26 protein-coding genes are annotated in these 26,663 nt (G+C 61.4%); 4 read left to right on the top strand and 22 right to left on the bottom strand.

The annotated features are described in order from the left end of the window. Positions 1–169: 169 nt before the first annotated feature. The gene (xseA, locus tag EKL15_RS01655; RefSeq protein WP_055312720.1) at positions 170–1,546 is read left to right on the top strand and encodes an exodeoxyribonuclease VII large subunit; all 1,377 of its coding nucleotides are present in this window, start codon (positions 170–172) and stop codon (positions 1,544–1,546) included. 3 nt (positions 1,547–1,549) lie between these two features. On the opposite strand, the gene EKL15_RS01660 is transcribed toward xseA, so the two are convergent. Next, a complete protein-coding gene (locus EKL15_RS01660) occupies positions 1,550–3,916 on the bottom strand; it encodes a TIM-barrel domain-containing protein (protein WP_100396644.1) in 2,367 nt (788 codons plus the stop codon). A gap of 11 nt (positions 3,917–3,927) precedes the next feature. Next, positions 3,928–5,238 (bottom strand): MFS transporter, encoded by a 1,311-nt coding sequence (locus EKL15_RS01665; RefSeq protein WP_100396643.1) that lies wholly within the window; start codon positions 5,236–5,238, stop codon positions 3,928–3,930. A gap of 359 nt (positions 5,239–5,597) precedes the next feature. Here EKL15_RS01665 and EKL15_RS01670 point away from each other — a divergent pair, with 359 nt between their 5' ends. The 3 genes from EKL15_RS01670 to EKL15_RS01680 all read left to right on the top strand — a co-directional run bounded on the left by EKL15_RS01670 (position 5,598) and on the right by EKL15_RS01680 (position 8,109). Beyond that, positions 5,598–6,680, top strand: coding sequence for a LacI family DNA-binding transcriptional regulator (locus EKL15_RS01670; protein WP_100396642.1), 1,083 nt, complete (start codon positions 5,598–5,600; stop codon positions 6,678–6,680). 62 nt (positions 6,681–6,742) lie between these two features. Beyond that, the gene (locus EKL15_RS01675) at positions 6,743–7,768 is read left to right on the top strand and encodes a M4 family metallopeptidase (RefSeq protein WP_049194908.1); all 1,026 of its coding nucleotides are present in this window, start codon (positions 6,743–6,745) and stop codon (positions 7,766–7,768) included. Then, positions 7,768–8,109 (top strand): protealysin inhibitor emfourin, encoded by a 342-nt coding sequence (locus EKL15_RS01680; RefSeq protein WP_033635587.1) that lies wholly within the window; start codon positions 7,768–7,770, stop codon positions 8,107–8,109. Before EKL15_RS01675 ends, EKL15_RS01680 begins: the two co-directional genes overlap by 1 nt. A 4-nt stretch (positions 8,110–8,113) precedes the next feature. Here the strand turns inward: EKL15_RS01680 and EKL15_RS01685 are convergent, their stop codons facing one another. The 20 genes from EKL15_RS01685 to iscS form a co-directional block, all read right to left on the bottom strand. Continuing rightward, complete coding sequence (locus tag EKL15_RS01685; protein ID WP_060424924.1) at positions 8,114–8,335, bottom strand: zinc ribbon domain-containing protein; 222 nt, start codon at positions 8,333–8,335, stop codon at positions 8,114–8,116. A gap of 12 nt (positions 8,336–8,347) precedes the next feature. Further along, entirely contained in the window at positions 8,348–9,304 is a 957-nt protein-coding gene (locus EKL15_RS01690; protein ID WP_033648913.1) for an AEC family transporter, read from the bottom strand. 99 nt (positions 9,305–9,403) lie between these two features. Continuing rightward, on the bottom strand, positions 9,404–10,894 hold the full coding sequence (der, locus tag EKL15_RS01695; protein WP_019452357.1) for a ribosome biogenesis GTPase Der: 1,491 nt from the start codon (positions 10,892–10,894) through the stop codon (positions 9,404–9,406). Positions 10,895–11,025: 131 nt separating this feature from the next. Beyond that, positions 11,026–12,207, bottom strand: coding sequence for an outer membrane protein assembly factor BamB (gene bamB / locus EKL15_RS01700; protein WP_060424928.1), 1,182 nt, complete (start codon positions 12,205–12,207; stop codon positions 11,026–11,028). An 11-nt stretch (positions 12,208–12,218) separates the two neighbouring features. After that, positions 12,219–12,839 (bottom strand): YfgM family protein, encoded by a 621-nt coding sequence (locus EKL15_RS01705; RefSeq protein ID WP_033635592.1) that lies wholly within the window; start codon positions 12,837–12,839, stop codon positions 12,219–12,221. A 13-nt stretch (positions 12,840–12,852) separates the two neighbouring features. Then, on the bottom strand, positions 12,853–14,127 hold the full coding sequence (gene hisS, locus EKL15_RS01710; RefSeq protein WP_060424931.1) for a histidine--tRNA ligase: 1,275 nt from the start codon (positions 14,125–14,127) through the stop codon (positions 12,853–12,855). A 139-nt stretch (positions 14,128–14,266) separates the two neighbouring features. Then, the gene (ispG, locus tag EKL15_RS01715; protein ID WP_016929756.1) at positions 14,267–15,388 is read right to left on the bottom strand and encodes a flavodoxin-dependent (E)-4-hydroxy-3-methylbut-2-enyl-diphosphate synthase; all 1,122 of its coding nucleotides are present in this window, start codon (positions 15,386–15,388) and stop codon (positions 14,267–14,269) included. A gap of 47 nt (positions 15,389–15,435) precedes the next feature. Beyond that, a complete protein-coding gene (gene rodZ, locus EKL15_RS01720; RefSeq protein WP_060441127.1) occupies positions 15,436–16,410 on the bottom strand; it encodes a cytoskeleton protein RodZ in 975 nt (324 codons plus the stop codon). Then, the gene (gene pilW, locus EKL15_RS01725) at positions 16,400–17,149 is read right to left on the bottom strand and encodes a type IV pilus biogenesis/stability protein PilW (protein ID WP_203088693.1); all 750 of its coding nucleotides are present in this window, start codon (positions 17,147–17,149) and stop codon (positions 16,400–16,402) included. The genes rodZ and pilW overlap by 11 nt, the downstream gene beginning before the upstream one ends. Before the next feature lie 98 nt (positions 17,150–17,247). Further along, positions 17,248–18,444, bottom strand: a complete 1,197-nt coding sequence (locus tag EKL15_RS01730) for a bifunctional tRNA (adenosine(37)-C2)-methyltransferase TrmG/ribosomal RNA large subunit methyltransferase RlmN (RefSeq protein ID WP_004941426.1) — start codon at positions 18,442–18,444, stop codon at positions 17,248–17,250. 237 nt (positions 18,445–18,681) lie between these two features. Continuing rightward, entirely contained in the window at positions 18,682–19,107 is a 426-nt protein-coding gene (ndk, locus tag EKL15_RS01735; RefSeq protein WP_004941424.1) for a nucleoside-diphosphate kinase, read from the bottom strand. A gap of 162 nt (positions 19,108–19,269) precedes the next feature. Next, positions 19,270–20,100: an enhanced serine sensitivity protein SseB gene (sseB, locus tag EKL15_RS01740; protein ID WP_038874537.1), complete on the bottom strand. Its 831-nt coding sequence runs from the start codon at positions 20,098–20,100 to the stop codon at positions 19,270–19,272. An 89-nt stretch (positions 20,101–20,189) separates the two neighbouring features. After that, positions 20,190–21,485, bottom strand: coding sequence for an aminopeptidase PepB (pepB, locus tag EKL15_RS01745; RefSeq protein WP_198509101.1), 1,296 nt, complete (start codon positions 21,483–21,485; stop codon positions 20,190–20,192). A gap of 83 nt (positions 21,486–21,568) precedes the next feature. After that, entirely contained in the window at positions 21,569–21,769 is a 201-nt protein-coding gene (iscX, locus tag EKL15_RS01750; protein ID WP_006327336.1) for a Fe-S cluster assembly protein IscX, read from the bottom strand. 32 nt (positions 21,770–21,801) lie between these two features. Beyond that, positions 21,802–22,137, bottom strand: coding sequence for an ISC system 2Fe-2S type ferredoxin (fdx, locus tag EKL15_RS01755; RefSeq protein WP_004941417.1), 336 nt, complete (start codon positions 22,135–22,137; stop codon positions 21,802–21,804). Positions 22,138–22,139: 2 nt separating this feature from the next. After that, positions 22,140–23,990 (bottom strand): Fe-S protein assembly chaperone HscA, encoded by a 1,851-nt coding sequence (gene hscA, locus EKL15_RS01760; RefSeq protein ID WP_100396640.1) that lies wholly within the window; start codon positions 23,988–23,990, stop codon positions 22,140–22,142. A 32-nt stretch (positions 23,991–24,022) separates the two neighbouring features. Further along, positions 24,023–24,544, bottom strand: a complete 522-nt coding sequence (hscB, locus tag EKL15_RS01765) for a co-chaperone HscB (protein WP_004941412.1) — start codon at positions 24,542–24,544, stop codon at positions 24,023–24,025. Between the two features lie 62 nt (positions 24,545–24,606). Next, positions 24,607–24,930: an iron-sulfur cluster assembly protein IscA gene (gene iscA, locus EKL15_RS01770; RefSeq protein WP_004941410.1), complete on the bottom strand. Its 324-nt coding sequence runs from the start codon at positions 24,928–24,930 to the stop codon at positions 24,607–24,609. A 54-nt stretch (positions 24,931–24,984) separates the two neighbouring features. Beyond that, on the bottom strand, positions 24,985–25,371 hold the full coding sequence (iscU, locus tag EKL15_RS01775) for a Fe-S cluster assembly scaffold IscU (protein WP_004941408.1): 387 nt from the start codon (positions 25,369–25,371) through the stop codon (positions 24,985–24,987). A 24-nt stretch (positions 25,372–25,395) separates the two neighbouring features. Further along, positions 25,396–26,610 (bottom strand): cysteine desulfurase, encoded by a 1,215-nt coding sequence (gene iscS, locus EKL15_RS01780; RefSeq protein WP_015378780.1) that lies wholly within the window; start codon positions 26,608–26,610, stop codon positions 25,396–25,398. Positions 26,611–26,663: the final 53 nt, after the last annotated feature.

Raw genomic sequence — 26,663 nt, forward strand, 5'->3', positions numbered from 1 at the left:
GGCAATATCTCACCAGGGTGGGCTGTGAAAAAGATAAAATATTGCCGCGGCATTATACAGAGCGGAATCGGTTGCCTCCAGCACTTTCTTGCAAAAAGTCTTGATTACCTTTTTCAGCCATGTAGTATCGACCAATTAAGTGATTGTTTTGAAATTTGATCTGGGTCACATGTCGCTACCTGTTTCGCCTTCCATTTTTACCGTAAGCCGCCTCAATCAGACGGTTCGCCAACTGCTGGAAATGGAAATGGGGCAGATTTGGCTCTCCGCCGAGATCTCCAACCTCTCCCAGCCCGCCTCCGGCCACTGGTATTTCACGCTGAAAGACGACCGCGCCCAGGTGCGCTGCGCGATGTTCCGCAACAGCAACCGCCGCGTCACCTTCCGGCCGCAAAACGGCCAGCAGGTCCTGGTGCGCGCCAGCATCACGCTGTATGAACCGCGCGGCGACTACCAACTGATCGCCGAGAGCATGCAGCCCGCCGGCGACGGCCTGCTGCAGCAACAGTTCGAGCAGTTGAAACAGCGCCTGAGCGCCGAAGGGCTGTTCGATCAGCAATTCAAGCAGCCGCTGCCCGCCCCGGCCAAACGCGTCGGGGTGATCACCTCCGCCAGCGGCGCGGCGCTGCACGATATTCTGCAGGTATTGCAGCGGCGCGATCCGTCACTGCCGATCGTCATCTACCCCACCTCGGTGCAGGGCGCGGAAGCGCCGATGCAGATCGTGCGCGCCATCGAGACCGCCAACCGCCGCGACGAATGCGACGTGCTGATCGTCGGCCGCGGCGGCGGTTCGTTGGAGGATCTGTGGAGCTTCAACGACGAACGCGTGGCGCGGGCGATCTTCGCCAGCCGCATTCCGATCGTCAGCGCCGTCGGCCATGAAACCGACGTCACCATCGCCGACTTCGTCGCCGATCTGCGCGCGCCGACCCCTTCCGCCGCCGCCGAACTGGTCAGCCGCAATCAGCTTGAGCTGTTGCGCCAGCTGCAGTCGCAGCAGCAGCGGCTGGAGATGGCGATGGATTACTACCTGGCGCAGCGCCAGCAGCAGTTCACCCGCATTCACCACCGTTTACAGCAGCAGCATCCACATCTGCGCCTGGCACGCCAGCAGACGCTGCTGTTCAAGCTGCAGCGCCGGATGGAAGACGGCATGCAGCAACAGCTGCGCCTGGCCGCCCGCCGCAGCGAACGCGCCCAGCAGCGGCTGGCGCAGGTGCAGCCGCAGGGCCGCATTCACCGCTACCAACAGCGCGTACAGCAGCAGGAATACCGCCTGCAGCAGGCGATGGAGCGGCAGCTCAACGCCTACCGCCAGCGCTTCGGCGTGGCCTGCAGCCAACTGGAAACCGTCAGCCCGCTGGCGACGCTGGCGCGCGGCTACAGCGTGACGCAAACCCCGCGCGGCGAGCTGCTGAAAACCACCAAGCAGGCGCAGGTCGGCGAACTGCTGAAAACCCGCCTGCAGGATGGCTGGGTGGAAAGCGAGGTGAAAACCATCACCGTCGCCAAGAAGCCGCGCAAGAAACGCGCGGCCGAGTAACCCCTACTCCAGCGTAAAACGCTCGCCCGGTTCGCCGTTTACCCACAGCGCGCGCGTCTCGCCTTCCGGCAGGCTGAGCGCCAACGTGCGCCAGGCCGGGCGGAAACGCCCTTCCGTCGTGATATCCAGCATGATGCGCTGATTGTCGCAGCGCATTTCCCAGCGCAGCCACAGCGCATCGCCCTGCCGCCAGCCTTCGCTTTCACCGTCGTCCTCAAACAACAACCCACTACTTGCACCGCAGCCCTTGAGCGGAAACAGCCACAGCTCGCGCCGATCGTCGGCGGCCACGTCCACATGCGCCAACCGCTGCGACAGCGGCAACGCCGCCCCGGCGCGCACCAGCAGCGGCAGACGCTCCAGCGGCGCCGCCAGCGTTACCGTTTGGCCGCCGCCGAACCACTGGCCGCTGTAGAAGCAGTACCAGCCTTCGCCGTTGTCCGGCAGATACACCGAACGCCGGCGCTGCCCCGGCTCCACCACGCTGGCCACCAGCAGATCGCGGCCGATCAGAAAATCGTCGTTCTCGTCGAAGGTGCGCGCATCCTGTTCATGATCGAGGAAGGTCGGGCGCAGCATCGGCTCGTCGTCGGCGCAGGCCTGCCATAGCAGGGTGTAGAAATACGGCAGCAGCCGGTAACGCAGGTTGATCGCCTCGCGCACCGCCGGGGTGGCGGCCGGGTACATCCAGGGCTCGTTGACCGTGGCGTCGTCGTTCCAGGAGTGGATAGTGAAACGCGGATGCATCACGCCGTTTTGCACCCAGCGCACCAGCAGCTCCGCGTCCGGCTTGTCGCCGGAGAAGCCGCCGACGTCGTGGCCGAGGTTATACAGCCCGGACAGGCTCATGCCCAGCCCCATGCGGATGTTGTAGCGCAGCGTCTGCCAGCTGGTGCGGTTGTCGCCGCTCCAGGTCTGCACGTAGCGCTGCATGCCGGCGCAGCCGGAGCGCGAGATCAGGTACGGCCGCTTCTGCGGCGCGAAGCGCTGCTGGGCCTCCATCGAGGCGCGCATCATCAGCAGCGGCATCACCGGGCGGATGTGCTTGATGGCGATCGGCCGCCCGAAGCCGTGGCAGCGCGCTTCACCGTCCCACACTTCGTATTCGTTGTTGTCGTTCCAGGTCGAATCGATGCCCATCTCCAGCAGCTGCTGCGTGACGCCCTGCTGCCACCAGCGCACCGCCGCCGGGTTGGTGAAGTCGAGGTGCGATCCCTCATCGTCCCAGAAGCTGGAGCGCTCGGGCGCGTCGCTTTGCGAATCGCGGATAAACAGCCCCTGCTGCGCCACCGCCTGATACTGCGGGTGATCCTGCAGCAGGCACGGCTTGATGTTGGCCGCCAGCCTGAGACCGGCGTCGTGAAACGCCTGGCTCAACTGCCTGGGCTGCGGCACCTTGTCGTAATTCCAGTTGAACACGTAGCGCTTGTTGTTGATCGAGGTGTAGCCCGACGACAGCTGGAAAGAGTCGCAGGGAATGGCGTGTTGACGGCACAGCACAATGAACTGCTGCAGCTGCTGCTGGGCATCCGGCGCGTCGGTGTAGTGCATGGTCGAGCCGCTGTAGCCCAGGCTCCACTTCGGCCCGAAGTGGGTGCGGCCGGTCAGGCGCACGAAGGCCTTGGTGACGTCCACTACCTTCGGCCCGAGGAACAGGTAGTAATCCAGATCGCCCGCTTCGGCCTGATAGCGGCGATAGGCCGCGTGGTAGTTGTCGATCTCGTTGCCCAGATCCAGCCAGCAGCTGCTCAGGTTATCGTAAAACAGGCCGAAGCTCGCCTCCGGCCCGCGGGTGATGGTAAACGGAATGTGTTTGTACAGCGGATCGGTGCTGGCGGCGTTGTAGCCCATGGCGTCCAGATTGCGCATCTCGAAGCGGCGGCCGGTGCGTTCCAGATCGCCGGCTTTCTCCCCCAGGCCGTAATAGCGCTCATCGGCGAAACGCCGCTGGTAGTGCGCCACGCCGTCGCCGTGTGCATTGAGCAGGTAGGCGCTGGTTGGCCGATCCGCCGCCAGCGGCCGCCACTCGCCGGCGGCATTGCAATACTCCCACGCCAACCACAGCGGTTGATGCACCGTCACGCGCAGCCGCGGCGTGCTGACCACCAGCCTATCGCCCTCCTGGCGAAGCTGATAGCCCGGCAGGCTGAAGCCGTCGACGCTGAGCCGATCGCGCCCCTCCCAGGGCACATCCTCCTGCGGCGCGATGCTCCAGGTGCGATCCAGCGCCAGCCCGCCCTCACGTTTGATCAACACGCGGAACAGATCGTTTTCCAGCACGTACAGGCAGAAACGGTGGCGTTCATCGACCAGCAGCTCAACGTGGTCGGCATGCTGCGCCGCCAACGTCCAGTTTTTCAAGGTTTTCATAAGCATTCCACTTAGCTGTGTGAAGGTGTTTTCTTACCGCCGCGTTCGGCGATCAGGGCAATCAGGAACAGGGCGCCGATCAGGTCGAAGAAACCCATGGCGATGAACAGCGGGTTGAAGCCGATGGTGTCGGATACCGCGCCGATCAGCAGCGTGAACAGGAAGCTGGCGATCCAGGCACTGGAGCCGCGCATACCATTGACCGTCGCCATCTGATTTTTATCGAACGACTCCACCACCAGCGCACTGAGCATGCAGGAGATCACCTGGTGGCCGAAGCCGCCGATCGAGATCAGCGCGATCGCCACATAGGGATCTTGGGTGATCGCCACGAACGCCAGCGACACCATCAGGAAAGCGCCGGTCACCGAGCTGGCGACCACCGAGTTGACGCGGCTGCAGCCGAACCATTTGCGGTACAGGGTGGTGAGATAGCCGCTGGCGACGCTGCCGATATCCGCCGCCAGGAACGGCAGCCAGGCGAACATCGCGATCTGTTTCAGGTCCATGCCGCGTTCGGTAGCCAGGTACAGTGGCACCCAGAAGCTGAAGACCGCCCAGGCCGGTTCAGCGAGAAAGGCCGGGATGGCGATGCCGTAGAACTTCTTGTTCTTGCACAGGCTGGCCAGCGAGGTGAGGAACGGCAGCTTCGGCAGCACCGGCTCGTTGTCTTCGCGGATCAGATCCAGCTCTTGCTGGCTGAGGTTCGGGTGCTGCTGCGGCGAGTGGTAGAACAACCACCACAGCACCACCCAGATCAGCGCCAGCGCGCCGGAGAACAGGAAGGCGCCCTGCCAGCCGAAGGAGACGTGAGCGATGACGATGATCGGCGGCGCCAGCATGGCGCCGATGGAGAAACCGACGCCCGCCCAGCCGGCGGCGATCGGCCGTTCCCGCTTCGGGAACCAGTCGGAGATCGCCTTGGCGTTGGCCGGGGTGGCCGCCGCCTCCGCGCCCCCCATGAAGAAGCGCAGAATGGCCAGTTGCAGCCAGCTGCCGGCGCCGGCGTGCAGTATGCATACCACCGCCCAAATGCTGGCGCAGATCAGAAAGCCCATCTTCAGGCCGATAACGTCGATCAGCCAGCCGCAGATCGGCTGAAACACCGTGTAAGCCAGCTGGAACGACGCCACCACCCAGGCATATTGCTCGGTGCTCATGTTCAGGCTGGTTTTCAGCTCCGGCGCCAAAATGCCCAGCGAGTTACGGGTGATGTAGTTGACCGTGACGCCCAGCAAGAACAGCGCCAGCATCCACCAGCGCAGCGATTTGAACTTGCGCCGGCCGCTCTGCGCGACCGCCTGATTGATCTCCACACTCATCGGTTCTCTCCCCGCGGCCGCCGGCGACGGCAACGCGCGTTTTAGTAGGGTACGTTGTGCTATCAAACAAGGGACGGTGAAAACGGGTCGGCGCCGTAGCATTGGCCGACAGAAAATCACAACCCCATGATTTATTTTTTGTTTTCTTTTTCGCACACCGTTAAAATTGGACCGACAGGTCGCTAAAATTGGTGTACCAATGCAGACTACTCAGCGAGAGCGCGCAGCGAAACGGGGTTTTTTGCAAAGATTTTCACAGGCGGGTGAAAAAATAGTCATAATGGGCATGAAAGCCGGTCAAGACGCTGAAAATCCGCGGTGAAAATATTCTCATGGACGAATTTGAAGGAGATCACAGAATGAACGGAAAGCTGAAAATTCAGGAGATCGCTCGCCAAACCGGATTGTCGATCAGCACCGTTTCCCGCGTGCTGGCGGGCAAGGCCAACACCAGCGCCGAGGCGCGCCGCAAGGTGCTGGACTGTGCGCAGCAAAACGGCATTCTGCAGGGTATTTCCAGCGGCCGGCTGATGCTGAACAACGTGATGGTGTTCGCGCCGCAGCGCGCGTTCGACGTGCGCACCGACATCTTCTACTACAAGGTCATTCAGGGTATCGCCGCCGCGCTGATGGAGCACGAGGTGCGCATCCGCTACTGCGGGCTGGAAGAGCAACACAGCGACGGCGCGCTGTTTCTGGAAAAGATGAGCGACCCGCACACCGAAGCGGCGCTGATCATCGGCATCGACGACGAGCATATCCACACCCTGGCCGCCGATCTGCACAAGCCCTGCGTGCTGATCAACTGCAGCGATCGGCAGATGCGGCTGGACAGCGTCTCACCGGATCATCAGCTGATCGGTGATTACTCCGCCAGCTACCTGTTCCAGCAGGGGCACAGCCATATCCTCAATCTGCAGTGTCTGCGCCGCCACACCATGGAGCTGCGGCTGGCGGGCATCCGGCAGGCCTACGCCCGGCATCATTTGCCGTTCGACGACGGCCGCCATCTGGTCACCACCTCCGGCTTCGGCAGTGAAGAGGCCGAGCAGGCGCTGGCCACCTATCTCGACGGCCTCCTCGGCCACTCCCCGCTGCCGACGGCGATCCTGGCCGGCGGCGACTACATGGCGGTCGGGGCGGTCAAGGCGCTCAACAAGCGGGGCCTGAGCGTGCCGGGCGACGTCTCGGTGATGAGCACCGACGGCTTCAACCTGGCGGAAATCCACGATGTGCCGCTGACCTCGGTGCAGGTTCCGCGCGATGAGCTGGGCTACGAGGCGATCCAACTGCTGCAGCGGCGCATGCTGCGCGCCGACGCGCCGCCGTGCAATCTGCTGCTGCACGGCCGGCTGGCGGTGCGCGCCTCGGTGCGGCGCATCAGCCCGCACAAGACCGCGCCGGCGGTGAGCACGCATGACCACAGGCTTTATGACGAGTAGGCTACACTTAGGCACAGTGCATTCATTCGATGAGGTAAAATTTTTGCCTAAGGAGAGCCACTATGCCAGCCCAGCGCATGCGTTCCGTCATTCCTCCCTACATGCTGCGCCGCATCATTGAACACGGCAACGCCCCGCAGCGCGACTGCGCGCTGCACACGCTGAACCACGTGCAAAGCCTGCTCGGCAACAAGCCGCTGCGTTCGCCGACCGAGAAAAACGCCCGAGCCGGCGAAGCGCTCCGCGATATCTACGATGCCCAGAACGGTACCCAGCTGCCCGGCAAACAGGTGCGCAAAGAGGGCCAGCCCAGCAACCACGACGTGGCGGTGGACGAGGCCTACGACTATCTCGGCGTCACCTACGATTTCTTCTGGCAGGCCTACCGCCGCAATTCACTGGATAACCAGGGGCTACCGCTGGTTGGCAGCGTGCACTACGGCAAGGAGTACCAGAACGCCTTCTGGAACGGCCAGCAGATGGTGTTCGGCGACGGCGACGGCGAGATCTTCAACCGCTTCACCATCGCCATCGACGTGGTCGGCCACGAGCTGGCGCACGGCGTGACCGAGAGCGAAGCCGGGCTGATCTACTACCAGCAGTCCGGGGCGCTCAACGAGTCGTTGTCCGACGTATTCGGCTCGTTGGTCAAGCAGTTCCACCTGCAGCAAACCGCCGATAAAGCCGACTGGCTGATCGGCGCCGGGCTGCTCGCCAAGGGCATCAAAGGCAAAGGGCTGCGCTCGATGTCGGCACCCGGCACCGCCTACGACGATCCGCTGCTGGGCAAAGACCCGCAGCCCGCCAGCATGAAAGATTATATCCAGACCAAGGAAGACAACGGCGGCGTGCACCTCAACTCCGGCATCCCCAACCGCGCCTTCTACCTGGCGGCGACGGCGCTGGGCGGCTTCGCCTGGGAGAAAGCCGGCTACGTCTGGTATGACACGGTGTGCGACAAAGCGCTGCCGCAAAACGCCGACTTCGCCACCTTCGCCCGCGCCACGGTGAAACATGCGCTAGCGCGTTTCGACCAGAGCGTGGCGGACAAGGTGCAGCAAGCCTGGCATCAGGTGGGGGTGGAATAATGAAACCGCTGCCGACGCTCAATCAGGATACGGTCATTGAGCTGGCGCGCGAGGGAGGCTTCGCCTACATTCCCAAACTGGCGGGCCAGCGCCGCATCGCGCTGGCCGATATCACGCCGGAGCAGCGGCAGCGCCTGAATCAGTTGCTGAACCAGACGCTGCCCTATGCGCAGGAAGAAGGCCAGCCCACCTCCCCCGGCTGCGGCGACCAGCGCTACTACCGCGTGCAAATCAACTACACCAGCCCCACCCTGAGCACTGAGATCGTGCTGTTAATCCCGGAAAGCAGCGCGCCGCAGGCGCTGGTGGATCTGTGGAAAACCGGTCAGGTGGATGAGTGAGGGCTTACAGCGGCTGATAGCTGAAATTCACCCGTTTTTTGGAGATCAGCCCGTGCCCGTTCTGGCATAGGTAATCCACCGCCCCGCAGGCTTTCAATTCTTGCAGCGGCTGCCCGCACTCCGGGCAGCTCGCCAGCTGCCGATAATCGCTCTGGCAGGTTTCACAATGGTAGTGACCCGCTACCCACTTCATGGTCTGACGGCAGTGCGGACAGTGCGCTTCCATAACGACTCCAGGTTAAATCGCGCCCCATGAGCGCAAGAAATAGATCCCCAACGCGGTGGTGAAGAACGAACCGACGGTGGTGATGGCGATAATGTTGGCCGCCAGCGTGGCGTTGCCGCCCATGGCGCGCGTCATCACATAGCTGCCCGAAGCGGTCGGCGTGGCGGAAAACAGAAAGATAATGCCCAGCGCCGCCCCCTGAAACCCGCACAGCCAGCCGGCCAGCGTCATCAGGCACGGCACCAGAAACAGCTTGGCCGCCGACGACAGCGCCGCCACGTTGGACGAGCGGAACATGGCGCGAAAATCCAGGCTGGCGCCGGTGCACAGCAGCGCCAGCGGCAGCGACAGCGCGGAGATATAGCTGCCGGTCTGGCGGATCACGGTCGGGATGCCCAGCCCGGTTTGCGCATACAGCAGCCCGCACACCAGGCCGATGATCAGCGGATTGGTAACGATGCTGCGCAGCAAAGACAGGTGGCTGATTTTCTTGCCCTGCCCGCCCTGCAGGCTGCGCGTGAGGGTGATGACCGACAGTATGTTGAACAGGATCACCGTCACCGTCAGGTACAGCGAGGCGAGCGCAATGCCTTCGCTGCCGTAGGCGGTCATGGCGTAGGCCAGGCCGACGATGGCGGTATTGGCGCGGAAACCGCCCTGTACAAACACCCCGCGCTCACGCGGTTCTTTCACCAGCCACTTGGCGGCCAGCTCCAAGAGCAGGAAGGTCGCCAGCGTGCCGACCGCGCCGAACAGCACCAGCGGCAGGTTGCCGAGCAGCTGCGGGTGGTTGGTGGCGATGCTGAAAAACAGCAGGCACGGCAGCGCCAGATTGAACACCAGGCGGGTCGCGCCGTCGACAAAGCGGTCATCCATCAGGCGCCAATGGCGCAGCAGGATCCCCAGCAGCATCATCAACAGATTCGGCACGGTGACGTTAAACGCAAAACTCCAGGTTTCCCAGGACATGGTGTTCCTTCAGGCAGGCGAGGTAATCTTCAGATAATAAAACGATTTCGGGCCAATAAAAAAGGGGCGCGGCATCACTGCCGCGCCCCACATGAGCGATTACTTGCTCTTTTTCAGGTGGCTCATCAGGCGCTTGCGCTTACGCATCTGGGTCGGCGTCAGCAGGTTGCGTTTGCCGGCGAACGGGTTGTCCCCCTCTTTGAACTGGATGCGGATCGGCGTCCCCATCACGTTCAGCGAGCGGCGGAAGTAGTTCATCAGATAGCGTTTGTACGAATCGGCCAGATCGCTGACCTGGTTGCCGTGGATCACCACGATCGGCGGGTTGTAACCGCCGGCGTGGGCGTATTTCAGCTTCACGCGGCGGCCGCGCACCAACGGCGGCTGGTGATCGTCAACCGCCATCTGCATGATTTTGGTCAGCATCGAGGTATTTACGCGGCGGGTTGCGCACTCGTAGGCTTCCTGCACCGATTCGAACAGGTTGCCGACGCCGCTGCCGTGCAGCGCGGAAATAAAGTGCACGCGCGCGAAGTCGACGAAGCCCAGACGCAGGTCGAGCATCTCTTTCACGTGCTCGCGATCTTCTTCGCTCATGCCGTCCCACTTGTTGACCGCAATCACCAGTGAGCGCCCACTATTGAGGATAAAGCCAAGCAGCGAGAGATCCTGATCGGAGATGCCTTCACGCGCGTCGATCACCAGCAGCACGACGTTGGCGTCTTCAATCGCCTGCAGGGTTTTGATCACCGAGAACTTCTCGACGGTTTCGGTCACCTTACCGCGTTTACGCACCCCGGCGGTGTCGATCAGCACATATTCGCGTTCGTCGCGCACCATCGGAATGTAGATGCTGTCGCGGGTGGTGCCCGGCATGTCATACACCACCACGCGCTCCTCGCCGAGGATGCGGTTAGTGAGCGTAGACTTACCAACGTTCGGACGACCGACGATCGCCAGCTTGATCGGCAGATCCTGCGGGTTGAACTCTTCTTCCGGCTCTTCGTCTTCTTCGCCTTCCAGCGTTTCGCCGTTTTGCTCGGCCCAGTAAGCGGCGTTGGCCTCTTCCTCGGTCAGCTCGACGTCTTCCGGTTTTTCCGGCACGAACGGCACCAGCACGTGTTCGATCAGCTGGGTCACGCCACGGCCGTGGGAAGCGGCGATAGCGAACACTTCACCCAGGCCGAGCGAGTAGAAATCGGCGGTGGCGGTATCCGGATCCAGGCCGTCGGTCTTGTTGGCCACCAGGAAGGTCGCCTTCTGGCGGCTGCGCAGGTGCTGAGCGATGCCCTGATCCGCCGGCATCAGGCCGGCGCGGGCGTCGACCATGAACAGCACGATGTCCGCCTCTTCGATCGCCAGCAGCGACTGACCGGCCATGCGCGTTTCGACGCCGTCTTCGGTGCCGTCGATACCGCCGGTATCGACGATGATGAATTCATTGCCTTCGATTTCAGCACGACCATACTTGCGGTCACGCGTCAGCCCCGGGAAATCCGCCACCAGCGCATCGCGCGTATGGGTTAAACGGTTGAACAAGGTGGATTTACCCACATTCGGGCGCCCGACCAGCGCGACGACAGGTATCATTGTTGAAGCCTCATTACTTAATAATCAATGCGTTACTGCACTGTGGATAGACACCAGCGGTGCAGCTTATAAAAATACGAAACGGCCCCTGAACATTCAGGAGCCGTTTTCAAGCCTTGCGACGAGCGGCGTTAGCGGGTGAAAGCGTAAACTTTCCCGCCGCGAGCCTGGATGACCAGCTTGTCGCCGGCCACCATCGGCGCAGACAGGAAGCCGGAGCTGTCCACTTCCTGCTGGGCGACAAAACGGCCATCGGTGGTGTTGATCCAGTGCAGATAGCCTTCGGCGTCACCGGTCACCAGATAACCATTATACATCACCGGCGGCGTCAGGTTGCGGTGCAGCAGATCGCTCTGCGTCCACACGGTCACGCCGCCTTCGGTGCTGAGCGCGACGACGCGATCGTTTTGGTCGATCAGGTAGATGCGGCCCGCGTCGACGATGAAATCGTTCACCGACCCCAGCTCGCGTTTCCAGATAATCTGGCCGGAACGCAGATCCAGCGCCGTCAGGTTGCCGTTGTAGCCCAGCGCGTAGACCACGCCATCAACGATCACCGGCGTGGTGTCCACGTCGTTCAGGCGATCGATTTCGGTCGCGCCGCTCGGCTGAGAAATGCGCTGTTGCCAGATCAGTTGACCCTGCTGCATCAGCACGGCGCTGACGCGGCCGTTGTCACCGCCGACGATGGCGGCGCCAAAGGCGACGGCCGGCGCGGATTCACCGCGCAGCGACAGCGAAGGCATGTCCAGGTTAACCGTCCATTTTACCGCGCCGTCGGCCTCGTTCAACGCCTGCAGCATGCCGTTGGAGGTGTGCACCAACACCATGCCGTCGCTGACAACCGGACGGGAGATCGCTTCGCCGGCCACTTTGGTCTGCCAGGCGATGGCGCCGTCGGCGGTGTTCAATGCGTAAACCACCGCTTTTTCGCTGCCGACGTAAACCTTGTCACCCGCGACCGTCAGGCCGCCCGACAGCAGCGCAGACAGGTTGCTGGAGAAGAAACCGGTCTTCTCGGAGAGATTGACCTTCCACTTCTCGTTGCCGCTGTCGGCGTCCATCGCTTTCACGATGCCGAAGCGATCGGCGGCGTAAATGGTGCTGTCCTGATAAGCCGGACGCAGGTGGGAGTAATACTCACCGATACCGTCGCCCACCGAGGTGCTCCACGCCTTGTTCGGCGTAAACTGATTTTCAACTTTCGGCAACGGCGACATGGTAACCACGTCTTCTTCGCTGTTAAACAGCGAGCAACCACTCAGCAAGGCAGCGGAAACCAGTCCGACCAAGAGTGTTTTACGCAATTGCATGGGAATTCCCCTTAGCTGGACAAGTTATTCAATTTCATGCGCAGCAGAACCTGCAGCGCCTGAGAAGCGTTGGATTCAATGCCTTTGCTGTAAGCTTCGCGCGCGCCCTTGGCGTCGCCCTTGGCCAGCAGCACATCGCCGCGCACATCCTGCATCATCGCCGCCCAGCCTTCGCCTTTCACGCCATCCAGCGTTTTCAGCGCTTCATCCAGCTTTTTCTCCTGCAGCTGGACGCGCGCCAGACGCAGATCGATCATTGCCAACAGGTTGTCGTCTTTGGTCTGGCCCTGCGCCAGCGCCAGTTGTTGTTCCGCCTTGGCGAAATCATTCTGTTCGACAAAGTGCTTGGCCAACTGCAGCGCGGCCAATACGCCGTAGCTGTTGCCGTTAGCCTGGACAAATTTCTCCGCGGCAGCCACGTCATCCGGCTTGCCGGCCGCCAGACGATCGCTGGCTTCCTGATAGGATTGCGACGCTGCCATCATGTTGGAGTTTTCATGGCTCTGCCAGTAACGCCAGCCAACCAGGGCACCAATTCCGAGCACCACGCCCACCGCCAGCGCTTTGCCGTTCTCGGCAAAGAACCGACGCAGTGCGTCGACTTGTTCGTTTTCAGTGGTATAGACTTCCACGGTGTCCTTCTCCTTAACCTAACATCAAAGCCAGACGCGCAGCGACTTCGCCTTGCGCCAGCGTTTCTTGTTCACCACTGCGCAGGTCTTTCACCACCACCTGCTGCGCCGCCACTTCGCTCTCACCCAGGATCAGCGCGATGCGCGCGCCCCATTTGTCCGCACGGGTGATCTGCTTCTTGAAGTTGCCGCCGCCGTAATTGGTCATCAGCTTCAGCTGCGGCGCCGCGTCGCGCACCTGTTCAGCCAGCTGCATCGCCGCGCTTTGGGTGCCCGCGCCGGAAGAGATGACGTACACGTCGATAGCCGACGGCGCCTTGAATTCCGGGTTAACCGCCTGCACCAGCAACACCAGGCGCTCGAGGCCCATGGCGAAACCGACCGCCGGGGTAGCACGGCCGCCCAATTGCTCGACCAGGCCGTCGTAACGGCCGCCCGCGCAGACGGTGCCCTGCGCGCCCAGGCTGGTGGTTACCCACTCAAACACGGTGCGGTTGTAGTAATCCAGACCGCGCACCAGGCGCTCGTTAACGGTATATGGGATACCTGCCTGCGCCAAAAGTTCACACAGACCGGCGAAGTGAGCACGGGATTCTTCGTCCAGGTACTCGGACAGGCGCGGCGCGTCGTTCAACAGCGCCTGCACCTCAGGATTTTTGGAATCCAGCACGCGCAGCGGGTTGCTGTACATGCGGCGTTTGCAGTCTTCGTCCAGCACCTCGACGTGCTGCTCCAGGAACGCCACCAGCGCGTCGCGGTAGTTGGCGCGCGCCTCCAGCGAGCCGATGGAGTTCAGCTCCAGCTTGACGTGCTCGGCGATGCCCAGCGCTTTCCACCAGCGGGCGGTCAGCAGGATCAGCTCGGCGTCGATGTCCGGGCCTTGCAGGCCGAACACTTCCGCGCCCAGCTGATGGAACTGACGGTAGCGGCCCTTCTGCGGGCGCTCGTAGCGGAACATCGGGCCGATGTACCACAGACGCTGTTCCTGATTGTACAGCAGACCATGTTCGATGCCGGCGCGCACGCAGCCAGCCGTCCCTTCCGGACGCAGCGTCAGGCTTTCGCCGTTGCGGTCTTCGAAGGTATACATCTCTTTTTCCACGACGTCGGTCACTTCGCCGATCGCGCGTTTGAATAACGGGGTCTGCTCTACAATCGGCAACCGGATTTCGCTGTAACCGTAGCTGCCCAGCACCTGCTTGAGGGTGCCTTCAATACGCTGCCATAATGCCGTTTCTTCCGGCAGGTAGTCGTTCATGCCGCGAATGGCTTGAATGTTCTTTGCCACGTGAGTTCTCTGTCCGTTGTCTGTAAAAATGAACCTGATTATAGGGACTTTGCCGCCCGGTATTCAACGCGGATGCGGTTTTCTGCCCTTCAGGTTCATAAACAAGCGGGCCAACAGGCCCGCCGTGTAGCAATAACGCTTATTTTTCCAGCAGGTTGACCGTGATGCGGTTGCTTTCGTCCATCATCGCGGCCTTGGCGCGAATTTTCGCTTCCAGCTGGTCGATCATCTGTTCGTTGTCGAAACGCTCTTTCTGGCGCACGCCGTCTTCATAGAAGCCGCTCTTCTTGTGGCCGCCGGTCACGCCCATGGTGGACACCAGCGCTTCGCCCGGGCCGTTCACCACGCAGCCGATGATCGAAACGTCCATCGGCGTGATGATGTCTTCCAGGCGCTGCTCCAGCGCGTTCACCGTGCCGATCACGTCGAACTCCTGACGCGAACAGGTCGGGCAGGCGATGAAGTTGATGCCGCGCGCGCGGATGCGCAGCGACTTCAGGATATCGAAACCGACCTTCACTTCTTCGACCGGATCCGCCGCCAGCGAGATGCGCAGGGTGTCGCCGATGCCTTCAGACAGCAGCATGCCCAGGCCGATGGCCGATTTGACCGACCCGCTGCGTGCGCCGCCGGCTTCGGTGATGCCCAGATGCAGCGGCTGATCGATGCGCGAGGCCAGCAGGCGGTAAGATTGCACCGCCAGGAACACGTCCGACGCCTTGACGCTGACCTTGAACTGGTCGAAGTTGAGGCGATCGAGGATGTCCACGTGGCGCATGGCAGATTCCAGCAGCGCTTCCGGCGTCGGTTCGCCGTACTTTTCCTGCAGATCTTTCTCCAGCGAGCCGCCGTTGACGCCGATGCGAATCGGGATGTTCTTGTCGCGGGCGCAGTCCACCACCGAGCGAATGCGCGATTCGTTACCGATGTTGCCCGGGTTGATGCGCAGGCAGTCTACGCCGTATTCGGCAACCTGCAGCGCGATGCGATAATCGAAATGGATATCGGCGACCAGCGGCACGTTGACCTGCTGCTTGATCAGCTTGAACGCCTCGGCGGCGTCCATGGTAGGAACCGAAACGCGGACGATGTCGACGCCCACGCGCTCCAGCGCTTTGATCTGATTAACCGTTGCTTCAACATCGGTGGTACGGGTGTTGGTCATCGACTGCACGGCAATCGGCGCGCCATCACCAATAGGCACCTTGCCGACGTAAATGCGTGTAGATTTTCGACGGTTGATGGGCGCTTGGTTATGCATTACTTACTCTCCATTGCTGCTCTGACATCACGACCGGGGCCGCGCGATTACTGCGCGGCGACGGTCAGGCGAGCAACACGGTTTGACTTAACGAACCGGCTTAAATCAACCGGTTTACCCTGATACTGGATCTGTACTGCCGCCGGCGCGCCGATGGTCAGCTTATACGGCGCGGTGCCGGCCAGGTTCAGCTTGCCGCCCTTCTTCTGGGTGCCGCTGAACAGCGTTTTACCGCTCGCGTCGCTCACCTGCAGCCAGCAGTCAGCGGAGAAGTCCATTACCAGCGCGTTCGGATCGGCTGCCGGCGCAGCCACGCCCGCATCGGCGGTCGGCAGCGGCGCTTGTGCCGCCGGGGTGGTTTCCGGCAGGGTAGTCTGGCTTGGCGACACCACGGCAGGCTGCTGCTGAGCCGTGCTCGGCACCTGAGCGGTAGCCGCCGGTGCCTGAGCCGCTGCGCCGGCATCGGCCGGCGCAGCGCTGTTGTCGGTCAACGGCACGTTGGTGCCAGCGTCGGCGTTGCCGTCGGTCAGCGGCACGGACTGCCCTTCGTTATTCTGTGAAAGCTGCGCGGAGGACTGATCGGCCATGGTGGCGATCTCTTCCTGCTGGGCCTTGTGGTTTTGCCACCACCAGGCGCCGGTCAGGCCGATCACCACAAACACGATAAGCCAGGTGAAGCTCATCAGCCAGCCGTCGCGTTTCTTGCGGCGCTTGCCCAGCGAGAAGCTTTGCATCGGCGCCACTTTCGCCATCTTCAACGGCGCCTGCTTGGCCAGCATCGGCAGCAGTTCGTCTTCCGGCAAATGCACCAGCTTGGCGTAGGAACGGATGTAACCGCGCACGAAGGTGGACGCGAGGTCAGCAGACACGCTGTCTTCCTCAATATCGCGCACGGTGGACATTTTGAGACACAGGCGTTCTGCAACGGTCTGTTGGCTCAGCCCGAGTTGCTCACGGGCCTGACGCAGGCGCTGGCCCGTCGTCATGGATACGGTTTTATCTTGGGAGGCTTCAGTATTCATTAGCTAAGAACTGCTGGTACTGTTTGGATTGTGGAAAACTTCGCGCTAGCTGCTTGCCATAGCGTTGAACGCTATCCTGACGGCCGGCTAACGCGGCGAAACGAATCTGTAACCATAAGCTGCTGGCGCTGGCCGGCAGAACATGCTGATAAACATCCAATAAAAGTTGCGACTGGGCGCGCTTCCCTTCTCCAAATTGCTTTTCGGCCTCCGCCAACAGCGGAGTGCCTTTGTCCGGATCGACCTTCAGCGCGCGGCTCAACAGCGTGCGCGCCTCATCGTTTTGTCCGGCCTTGAGAAAACAGTAACCTGCGTTTTCCAGGCTGTCGGCGACCTGGCCATAATCGGGCGCCAGCGCCGCAGCGCTAAACTGCTGTTGCGCCGGTACATACTGCCCTAAACCGCAAAGAAACGCACCGTAATTATTCAATACGGTGCCATTGCCTGGCGCAAGTTTGAGCGCTTGCCGATAACGCTGTTCGGCCGCGGCATTTTCACCGATCCGCTGCTCATAGAGCGCCATGCCCAACTGCGTGCGGTAATCCTGCGGGGCCGCGTCCAGCGCCTTTTCCAGGTTCTGGCACGCGGCGTCCATGTCGCCTTGCTGCAGGTACTCCAGGCCCAGCTGCAACCGCGTCTGGCCCGCCTCAGAGACTTGTGCATCCTTTTCCGGCGCTGAACCGGAACACCCGGCCAACACCCCGGCCGCCAGCCACACACCCCACAGTTTCAGCTTCATGCCCGCATTCATTTCCTTATCGGCCGTCAGCTAACGCCCGCCAGCGACACGCTTGCGCATAACAGGCTGTTAGATAACAAAAAATGGTGCTATAGGGTTCAGACCGCCCGTACGTTGATAGGTTCCCCGGCCATTTTCTTCTTCAGGGTACGCTTGGTACGGTCGATCACTTCACCCGCCAGTTGCCCGCAGGCGGCGTCGATATCGTCACCACGGGTTTTACGAACAATAGTCGTAAAGCCGTATTCCATCAACACCTTGGAGAAACGATCCACCCGGCTGTTGGAGCTGCGGCCGTAGGGGGCGCCCGGGAACGGGTTCCACGGGATCAGGTTGATCTTGCACGGCGTGTCTTTCAGCACTTCCGCCAGCTGATGCGCATCGTCGGTGCTGTCGTTGATATGATCCAGCATCACGTACTCGACGGTCACGCGGCCCTGATTGGCGTTGGATTTTTCCAGATAGCGACGCACCGCGGACAGGAAGGTCTCGATGTTGTACTTGCGGTTGATCGGCACGATCTCATCGCGGATGGTGTCGTTCGGCGCATGCAGCGAGATCGCCAGCGCCACGTCGATCATGTCGCCCAGCTTGTCCAGCGCCGGCACCACGCCGGAGGTAGACAGGGTCACGCGGCGTTTGGACAGGCCAAAGCCGAAGTCGTCCAGCATGATTTCCATCGCCGGCACCACGTTGTTCAGGTTGAGCAGCGGCTCGCCCATGCCCATCATCACCACGTTGGTGATCGGGCGTTGGCCGGTCACCTTCAGCGCGCCGATGATCTTCGCCGCGCGCCACACCTGGCCGATGATTTCCGACACGCGCAGGTTGCGGTTGAAGCCCTGCTGCGCCGTTGAACAGAATTTACACTCCAGCGCGCAGCCTACCTGCGAGGAGACGCACAGCGTCGCGCGGTCGGCTTCCGGGATGTACACGGTTTCGACCTGCTGATCGCCGACTTTAATCGCCCACTTGATGGTGCCGTCGGCCGAACGCTGTTCTTCCGCCACTTCCGGCGCGCGGATCTCCGCCACGCGCTGCAGCTTGCCGCGCAGGACTTTGTTGATGTCGGTCATCTGCTCGAAATCGTCGCAGCAGTAGTGGTAAATCCACTTCATCACCTGATCGGCGCGGAACGGTTTCTCGCCCATTTCGGCGAAGAACTCGCGCATTTGCTGGCGGTTCAGGTCCAGCAGGTTGATTTTGGCCGCAGCCGGTTGCTCCACGTTAACGGAGGGGGTAGTCAGCGAATTATTTTCAGACACGGTGTGCTCGGACGTGATGGGTTCTAACATAATGATCTCTGGCCTCGTTATTACACGTTATGGCGCTAAAGAATGGACAGTAAGTTGTGCATTTCAGCCCGCATGATTCGGGTGGCGGCACTAAAAACACGCCCCTGACAAGTCGTCTTATCAGGGGCGCGGCATTGTACAAATTTTAGTAGCGGGTGGCTACGGCTGAAAGGCATTCAGGGCATTTTTATTGTTTCAGCCGGTGAATGCCTGGTTATCAGCCAAGAAACGGCACGATTAACGTGCGCAGATTTCGCTTTCGTTGAAGAAGTAAGCGATTTCGCGCTGTGCAGATTCAACGGAGTCGGAACCGTGCACGGCGTTAGCGGTGAAGCTGTCCGCGTAGTCGGCACGCAGGGTACCGGCCAGCGCGTTGTCCGGGTTGGTTGCGCCCATGATGTCGCGGTTGCGCTGCACGGCGTTTTCAGATTCCAGAACCTGCACCATGATTGGGCCGGAGGTCATGAACTCAACCAGACCGTCGAAGAATGGGCGGCCTTTGTGCTCAGCGTAGAAGCCTTCAGCTTGCTCGCGAGTCAGACGCAGCATTTTAGCGGCGATGATTTTGAAACCGGCGCGCTCGAAACGCGCATAGATAGCGCCGATGTCGTTGTTGGCTACAGCGTTTGGTTTAACGATGGAAAAGGTACGTTCTACGGTCATGATGGCCTCTGTATGACTTCCAAAACAGGCCGGTCTGCAATGTTGCCGGCCTTCTCAAGTGGCGCAGATTATATGTGCGCCGTTAACGCTTGCCTACGGGAAAATCAACATTTCATTAAAAAAATATGATCTTCATGGGCCATTTTCGACAACGTGGTGGCGCTACTGGGTCTTGTCGGTAGACGGGATCAAATTGCGCAGCCAGCTGCCCCAGCGGCGCTGATAAAACGGCTGCGTATGGGAGATCAGATAGTGGCTGATGCCGCGCTCTTTCTCCGACACCAGGCAGAAATCCACCGGTTCGTCGTTCGGCGCCGTTTCGCTGGCGACGCTGCCGGCCTCGTTGATCAACGCCTCGATCTCCGCCGGCTCGGCGTCCACTTCCAGCCCGATCAGCAAATTCGGCTTCTCGTCCGCCGCCTGGTCGTGCATCAGCGCCAGAAACGCGCGGCGCACCGGCTTGCGCTGGCTGAACAGCGTGGTCAACGCGTCCACCATCGCCGACGGATATTCCTCGGGCTGCCCTAGCAGGATTTGGGTCTCTTTGTCGACGTAATGCTCCACCGGTTTGACGACGCCGCCGGTCGCCAGCAGCATCGCCACCTCTTCCGGATAGAACTCCTTGCCGTACTCCGCCTTCGGGTTGAGGAACAGATCCGCGCCCTGGGTGATTTCGAACAGCACCCGCGCCGGCATGGCGATAAACGGCTGTTCGTCCTCAACGGCCTTCTGCAGCGCTTCCAGCGAGGTGAAGAACGGAATGATGCTGCCGCCGTCCTGCTTTTCCCAATGCTGGATATTGACCGGCGTATCCGCGTTCAGCGCGATGTCGCCGTCCTGCTGCACCTGCTCGCTGTCGCCGAGGATCAGCACCGTGGCGTCGAGCAGTTCACGGAAGAACGCCGGGCGGTGGGCCGGCTCCGTCACCGCCAGCTTCAGCAGGCGTTCAAGTTCGTTCTCGCTCGGGGCGGCATCGTGATGATGGGCACTCATGGCAAACTCCAGGGATCAAATAGCGAGGCCCAGCATGCTGGGCCCCGAAGATAATGCGCATTCTAGCGCCCGACGTAGCGGGCGTTCAATTATTTGGCTTTGCTCAGCAGCAGATTGGCCAGGGTACGCACGCCCAAACCGGTCGCGCCGGCCGACCACTGCTCCACCGCGCCTTTGCGGTAGGTGGCGGAACAGTCGATGTGCAGCCAGCCTTGCTGGTAATTCTTGACGAAGTGCGACAGGAAGGCCGCCGCGGTGCTGGCGCCGGCGGTGTAGGCCGGGCCGGCCACATTGTTCAGCTCGGCGAAGTTGGACGGCAGCTGGCTGCGGTGGAACTCGGCCAGCGGCAGACGCCAGAACGGCTCTTGCTCGGCGGCGGCGCTGCTCAGCAGCTCCTGCGCCAGCGCGTCGTCGAAGCTGAACAGCGCATGGTAGTCGTTGCCGACCGCGGTTTTGGCCGCGCCGGTCAGGGTGGCGCAGTCGATAATCAGCTGCGGGTTCTGCTCAGAAGCGTCGATCAGGCCGTCGGCCAGCACCAGGCGCCCTTCCGCATCGGTGTTCATCACCTCAACGGTTTTGCCGTTGCGGTAGCGAATAATGTCGCCCAGCTTGAAAGCGTTGCCGCTGACCATGTTGTCGGCGCAGCACAGGTACAGCTTCACGCGCTGCTTCAGGCCGCGCGCCGCCGCCAGCGCCAGGGCGCCGGTGATGGTGGCCGCACCGCCCATGTCAGCCTTCATCGAGTCCATAAAGGCGCTCTGCTTCAGGCTATAACCGCCGGTATCGAAGGTGATGCCCTTGCCGACCAGGCAGGCAAACACCGGCGCGTCCGGGTTACCGGTCGGGTTGAAGTCGAGCGCCAGCAGTACCGGTGGGCGCTCGGAGCCGCGGCCGACGGTGTGGATGCCGGCATAGTTCTGCTCGCGCAGATCTTCACCCTTGGTGATGCGGTAGCTGACGGCATCACAGCCGACGTCGCACATCAGATCGACGGCGCGGGTCGCCAGCTGCTCCGGCCCCAGCTCTTCCGCCGGCATATTGATGGTGTCGCGCACCCAGTCTACGATCTTCAGGCGCTTATCCAGCTCCTGACGCGCGGCTTCCGGCAGCTCGGCCCATTCGACGTTGCGCTGCCCTTTCGGCCCGCGGTAGCCCTGCCAGAACGCCCAGCTGTTTTCCAAGTCCCAACCGTCGCCGGCGAGTTTGACTTTTTTGATGCCCTGACCGTCAATTTTGCGGCCGGCACGCTGGATCGCACCCAGTTTGTCGGCGCCGGTCAGGTGGATGGTCATCCCTTCGCCGTTGGTGCTGAGCAGCGCTTTTTCACCCCAACGGGCGTCGGCAGGTTGTTGCGACAGCGTGACCTGCATGAATTCTGTTGTCATAGCCTTCTTACTCCGGATTATTCTTTTATTAATCTTGTCGGATACAAAATAAACGGGCCGCCCATGGCAGCCCGTTACGCTATTTACTCCGCTTCATCTAACCAGACCAGCAGGATCGCTTCCAGTATTTTTTCGTTGGAAGCCTGCGGATCGTCGTCGAACTCTTCCAGATCGCAGATCCACTGATGCATGTCGGTAAAACGCACGGTTTTCGGATCGGTGTCCGGGTATTGGTCGTACAGGGCTTCGCCGATTTCTCGGCTGTCGGTCCACTTCAGTCCCATTATGATCTCCGGGTTGGCGCTGCGGCTAACAATTAATGCTCACGCGCGTGGTTGACGGTGTAGCGCGGCATTTCGACCACCAGATCTTCGTCGGCGACCAGCGCCTGGCAGCTCAGACGGCTTTCCGGCTCCAGCCCCCACGCTTTGTCCAGCATGTCGTCTTCCAGCTCGCTGCTCTCTTCCAGCGAATCGAAACCTTCACGCACGATGCAGTGGCAGGTGGTGCAGGCGCAGGATTTCTCGCAGGCGTGCTCGATTTCAATGCCGTTGCGCAGCGCAACGTTGAGGATCGACTCCCCTTTTTCGGCTTCCAGAACCGCCCCTTCCGGGCAAAGATCTTGATGGGGTAGGAAAACAATTTTAGGCATGGTTAAACCTCATCCACAGAATGGCCAGCCAGCGCGCGGCGAATGGAAGCGTCCATGCGGCGCGCGGCAAAATCTTGCGTTTGTGCATCTAATGTTTTGATGGCGTCTTCGATAGCGGCGGGATCTTCCCCCTGCACCGCCTGCTGCAACGCCTGGGTGGCGGCGGCGATCGCCTGGCTTTCCGCCTCGCTCAGCAGCGCGGCGTCGGTGGCCAGCGCGCCCTGCAGGCTTTCCAGCACCCGCGCGGCTTCCACGCGTTGCTCCGCCAGCTTGCGCGCGCCCACGTCGCTTTGCGCGTTGGCCATCGAATCCTTGATCATGCCGGCGATTTCGCCGTCCGACAGGCCGTACGACGGCTTGACCTGGATCGAGGCCTCAACGCCGGTGGATTTCTCCATTGCGGTGACGCTCAGCAGACCGTCGGCATCCACCTGGAAGGTAACGCGAATGTGCGCCCCCCCGGCAGGCAGCGGCGGCAGGCCGCGCAGCGTGAAGCGCGCCAGCGAACGGCAATCCTGCACCAGCTCGCGCTCACCCTGCAGCACGTGGATCATCATCGCGCTCTGGCCGTCTTTGAAGGTGGTGAACTCCTGCGCGCGCGCCACCGGAATGGTGGTGTTGCGCGGGATCACTTTCTCCACCAGGCCGCCCATGGTTTCGAGGCCCAGCGACAGCGGGATCACGTCCAGCAGCAGCATGTCGCTGTCCGGCTTGTTGCCCACCAGAATGTCGGCCTGGATCGCGGCGCCGATGGCGACCACTTTATCCGGATCGATCGACGTCAGCGGCGTGTGGCCGAAGAAGGCCCCCACCTGCTCACGCACCAGCGGCACGCGGGTGGAACCGCCGACCATCACCGCTTCCAGCACCTCGTCCGCGGCGACGCCGGCGTCTTTCAGCGCGCGGCGGCAGGCCATCAGCGTACGTTTCACCAGCGGAGCGATCAGCGCTTCGAACTGGGCGCGGGTCACCTCGCCCTGCCAGCCGGCCACCTCGACGCGCACGCTGTCGGCATCGCTCAACGCGATTTTGGCGGCGATGGCGGCGTCCAGCAGCTGGCGCTGCACGCCATGGTCGCTGCGATCGGCCACGCCGGCCTGCTCGCGCAGCCAGTCGGCCAGCAGGTGATCGAAGTCGTCGCCGCCCAGCGCGGAATCGCCGCCGGTGGCCAGCACTTCGAACACGCCGCGGCTGAGGCGCAGAATGGAGATATCAAAGGTGCCGCCGCCCAGATCGTAAACCGCGATCACCCCTTCCTGGCCGGAATCCAGCCCGTAGGCGATCGCCGCCGCGGTCGGTTCATTCAGCAGGCGCAGGACGTGCAGGCCGGCCAGACGCGCCGCGTCTTTGGTGCCCTGGCGCTGCGCGTCGTCGAAGTAGGCAGGAACGGTGATCACCACGCCATCCAGCTCGCCTTCCAGCGCCGCTTGCGCGCGCGCGGACAGGGCCCGCAGGATATCGGCGGAGACGCCGACCGGGTTAACCGGGCCGGCGGCGGTGACGATCAGCGGCAGGCCGTTGTCGCTGGCCTGGAATTGATAAGGCAGGTTCGGGTAACGTTGCTGCACGTCCGCCAACGAGCGGCCCATCATGCGTTTGATGGAGCTGACGGTATTGGCCGGATCCTGCGCCGCCTGTTGGCGCGCCTCCCAGCCGACGCGCTGCGCGTCCGCCTGATAATGCACCACCGAAGGCAGCAAATGGCGGCCCTGTTCGTCGGCCAGCGTTTCCGCTTGCCCGCTGCGCACCGTGGCGACCAGCGAGTTGGTGGTGCCTAAGTCGATGCCGGCGGCCAGACGTCGCTGGTGCGGCGCGGCGCTGAGGCCAGGCTCACTAATTTGTAATAAGGCCATGTTGAAGCTTCCACAATCAGAATCAGAAGGTGTTACTCAAAACCCAGCAGTTTTTCTTCGAGTTGTTCAACCTGTTGCTGGAGTTTGTCCAAAAAGCGCAGCTTGCGCACGGTGTCGGCGGCATCCGCCCACTGTTCACTGTCCAACTGCTGCAGCATCAGCGCGCTGCGCTGCTTGATGGAGACGGCCAGCCGCGCGCCGAAATCGGCCAGCAGGCTTTCCGCCTCCGGCTTGCGCTCAATGGCGTCGAGCTCTTCGCGCAGTTCCAGCTGTTCCATCAGGAACGCGGTGTCGCGCATCGTATGCTGTTCGTTGCCCAGATCGAAGCCGTGCAAAGATAGCATATACTCCGCGCGTTTTAACGGGTGCTTCAGCGCCTGGTAGGCTTCGTTGATGGTCGCCGCCTGCTGCAACGCCATCAGGCGTTCGCGCTCCGGCTGGTTGGCGAAACGATCGGGGTGGAATTGGCGCTGCAGATCCTGGAAGCGGGACGCAAGCAGGCTGCCGTCCACGGTGTAGCGAACTGGCAGCCCGAATAAAGTAAAGTAATCCATAGCGTGCTCTGGGCGTTAGCGGATGAAGTTCCCCCGCCGAAACGGGGGAGCACGATGGACTGTCAGACGTTGAAACTCTCGCCGCAGCCGCATTCGCTTGAGACGTTCGGGTTGTTGAACTTGAAGCCTTCGTTCAGGCCTTCCTTAACGAAATCAAGCTCGGTGCCGTCAAGGTAGACCAGGCTCTTGCCGTCGATGATCACCTTGATGCCTTTGTCTTCAAACACGATGTCGTCATCGTTGGCTTCGTCAACAAATTCCAGCACGTACGCCATCCCGGAGCAGCCGGAAGTTCGCACTCCCAGACGCAGGCCGAGACCTTTGCCGCGGTTCGTCAAAAACGCCTGAACACGCTGCGCAGCGCTGTCGCTCATGGTAATAGACATCACAACCTCACACTTCACATCAAAGCCCGGCGCGGCCGGGCCGACTCAGACAAATTACTTGGCGCTGTGCTTGCTCTTATAGTCGGCAATCGCTGCTTTGATGGCGTCTTCAGCCAGGATCGAGCAGTGAATTTTGACCGGCGGCAATTCCAGCTCTTCGGCGATCTGGGTGTTTTTGATCGCTTCAGCCTGATCCAGCGACTTGCCTTTCATCCATTCGGTCACCAGCGAGCTGGAGGCGATGGCGGAACCGCAGCCGTAAGTTTTAAAGCGCGCGTCTTCGATGATGCCTTCATCGTTAACCTTGATCTGCAGCTTCATGACGTCGCCGCAAGCCGGCGCCCCTACCATGCCGCTGCCGACGGTAGGATCTTCGTTGTCGAAAGAACCCACGTTGCGCGGGTTTTCATAATGATCGATTACTTTTTCGCTGTAAGCCATGACCTTGCTCCTGAAACCTGAGAATTAATGATGCGCCCATTCGATGCTGTTGATGTCCACGCCCTGCTTGAACATCTCCCACAGTGGGGACAGATCGCGCAGACGGCCGATGGATTTACGCACCAGTTGAATGGTGTAGTCGATCTCTTCTTCCGTGGTGAAACGCCCCAGGGAGAAACGGATCGAGCTGTGCGCCAATTCATCGCTCATGCCCAGCGCGCGCAGCACGTAGGACGGCTCGAGGCTGGCGGAGGTACAGGCTGAACCGGAGGAAACGGCCAGGTCTTTCAGCGCCATGATCAGCGACTCGCCTTCAACGTAGTTGAAGCTGACGTTCAGGATGTTCGGTGCGCCGTGCTCCAGATCGCCGTTCAGATACACTTCTTCCATATCTTTCACGCCGTTCCACAGACGATCGCGCAGGGTGCGCAGACGCGCCATCTCTTCGGTCATCTCTTCTTTGGCGATGCGGTAAGCTTCGCCCATGCCGACGATCTGGTGGACAGGCAGGGTGCCGGAACGCATGCCGCGCTCGTGACCGCCGCCGTGTACCTGCGCTTCGATGCGGATGCGCGGCTTGCGGCGCACATACAGCGCGCCGATGCCTTTCGGGCCATAGATTTTGTGGCCGGAGAACGACATCAGGTCGACTTTCAGCTTGCTCAGATCGATAGGCAGTTTGCCCACGCTCTGGGTGGCGTCAACGTGGTAGATGATACCGCGCGCGCGGCACATTTCGCCGATCGCTTCGATGTCCTGCACCACGCCGATTTCGTTATTGACGTGCATGATGGAGACCAGAATGGTGTCATCGCGCATCGCCGCTTCGAGATCCTGCAGGCTGATGATGCCGTTGCTCTGCGGCGCCAGGTAGGTCACTTCAAACCCTTCGCGCTCCAGCTGACGGCAGGTGTCCAGCACGGCTTTGTGTTCGGTTTTGCTGGTGATGATGTGCTTGCCTTTTTTCTGGTAGAAATTGGCAGCGCCTTTGATCGCCAGGTTGTCGGATTCGGTCGCCCCGGAGGTGAAGACGATTTCGCGTGGGTCGGCGCCCACCAGTTCGGCGATTTGGTTACGGGCGATGTCTACCGCCTCTTCCGCCTGCCAACCGAAACGGTGGGAACGGGAAGCCGGGTTGCCAAAAGTGCCGTCCAGGGTCAAAAACTGCATCATCTTCTCAGCAACGCGCGGGTCAACCGGCGTCGTTGCTGAGTAATCCAGATAAATCGGTAATTTCATTGCTCTTGTGCTCCGTACATCACTTCCAAAAACTAAAATAATTTCGCCAGCTG

This window comes from Serratia sp. 4542 (assembly GCF_016805595.1).
GTDB classification, from domain to species: Bacteria; Pseudomonadota; Gammaproteobacteria; order Enterobacterales; family Enterobacteriaceae; genus Serratia; species Serratia nevei.

What these genes read in the sequence shown, in the direction of transcription:
- xseA (WP_055312720.1), top strand. Translation starts at nt 170, where the DNA reads ATGTCGCTACCTGTTTCGCCTTCCATTTTTACCGTAAGCCGCCTCAAT.
- EKL15_RS01660 (WP_100396644.1), bottom strand. Translation starts at nt 3,916, where the DNA reads ATGAAAACCTTGAAAAACTGGACGTTGGCGGCGCAGCATGCCGACCAC.
- EKL15_RS01665 (WP_100396643.1), bottom strand. Translation starts at nt 5,238, where the DNA reads ATGAGTGTGGAGATCAATCAGGCGGTCGCGCAGAGCGGCCGGCGCAAG.
- EKL15_RS01670 (WP_100396642.1), top strand. Translation starts at nt 5,598, where the DNA reads ATGAACGGAAAGCTGAAAATTCAGGAGATCGCTCGCCAAACCGGATTG.
- EKL15_RS01675 (WP_049194908.1), top strand. Translation starts at nt 6,743, where the DNA reads ATGCCAGCCCAGCGCATGCGTTCCGTCATTCCTCCCTACATGCTGCGC.
- EKL15_RS01680 (WP_033635587.1), top strand. Translation starts at nt 7,768, where the DNA reads ATGAAACCGCTGCCGACGCTCAATCAGGATACGGTCATTGAGCTGGCG.
- EKL15_RS01685 (WP_060424924.1), bottom strand. Translation starts at nt 8,335, where the DNA reads ATGGAAGCGCACTGTCCGCACTGCCGTCAGACCATGAAGTGGGTAGCG.
- EKL15_RS01690 (WP_033648913.1), bottom strand. Translation starts at nt 9,304, where the DNA reads ATGTCCTGGGAAACCTGGAGTTTTGCGTTTAACGTCACCGTGCCGAAT.
- der (WP_019452357.1), bottom strand. Translation starts at nt 10,894, where the DNA reads ATGATACCTGTCGTCGCGCTGGTCGGGCGCCCGAATGTGGGTAAATCC.
- bamB (WP_060424928.1), bottom strand. Translation starts at nt 12,207, where the DNA reads ATGCAATTGCGTAAAACACTCTTGGTCGGACTGGTTTCCGCTGCCTTG.
- ispG (WP_016929756.1), bottom strand. Translation starts at nt 15,388, where the DNA reads ATGCATAACCAAGCGCCCATCAACCGTCGAAAATCTACACGCATTTAC.
- rodZ (WP_060441127.1), bottom strand. Translation starts at nt 16,410, where the DNA reads ATGAATACTGAAGCCTCCCAAGATAAAACCGTATCCATGACGACGGGC.
- pilW (WP_203088693.1), bottom strand. Translation starts at nt 17,149, where the DNA reads ATGAAGCTGAAACTGTGGGGTGTGTGGCTGGCGGCCGGGGTGTTGGCC.
- EKL15_RS01730 (WP_004941426.1), bottom strand. Translation starts at nt 18,444, where the DNA reads ATGTTAGAACCCATCACGTCCGAGCACACCGTGTCTGAAAATAATTCG.
- ndk (WP_004941424.1), bottom strand. Translation starts at nt 19,107, where the DNA reads ATGACCGTAGAACGTACCTTTTCCATCGTTAAACCAAACGCTGTAGCC.
- sseB (WP_038874537.1), bottom strand. Translation starts at nt 20,100, where the DNA reads ATGAGTGCCCATCATCACGATGCCGCCCCGAGCGAGAACGAACTTGAA.
- pepB (WP_198509101.1), bottom strand. Translation starts at nt 21,485, where the DNA reads ATGACAACAGAATTCATGCAGGTCACGCTGTCGCAACAACCTGCCGAC.
- iscX (WP_006327336.1), bottom strand. Translation starts at nt 21,769, where the DNA reads ATGGGACTGAAGTGGACCGACAGCCGAGAAATCGGCGAAGCCCTGTAC.
- fdx (WP_004941417.1), bottom strand. Translation starts at nt 22,137, where the DNA reads ATGCCTAAAATTGTTTTCCTACCCCATCAAGATCTTTGCCCGGAAGGG.
- hscA (WP_100396640.1), bottom strand. Translation starts at nt 23,990, where the DNA reads ATGGCCTTATTACAAATTAGTGAGCCTGGCCTCAGCGCCGCGCCGCAC.
- hscB (WP_004941412.1), bottom strand. Translation starts at nt 24,544, where the DNA reads ATGGATTACTTTACTTTATTCGGGCTGCCAGTTCGCTACACCGTGGAC.
- iscA (WP_004941410.1), bottom strand. Translation starts at nt 24,930, where the DNA reads ATGTCTATTACCATGAGCGACAGCGCTGCGCAGCGTGTTCAGGCGTTT.
- iscU (WP_004941408.1), bottom strand. Translation starts at nt 25,371, where the DNA reads ATGGCTTACAGCGAAAAAGTAATCGATCATTATGAAAACCCGCGCAAC.
- iscS (WP_015378780.1), bottom strand. Translation starts at nt 26,610, where the DNA reads ATGAAATTACCGATTTATCTGGATTACTCAGCAACGACGCCGGTTGAC.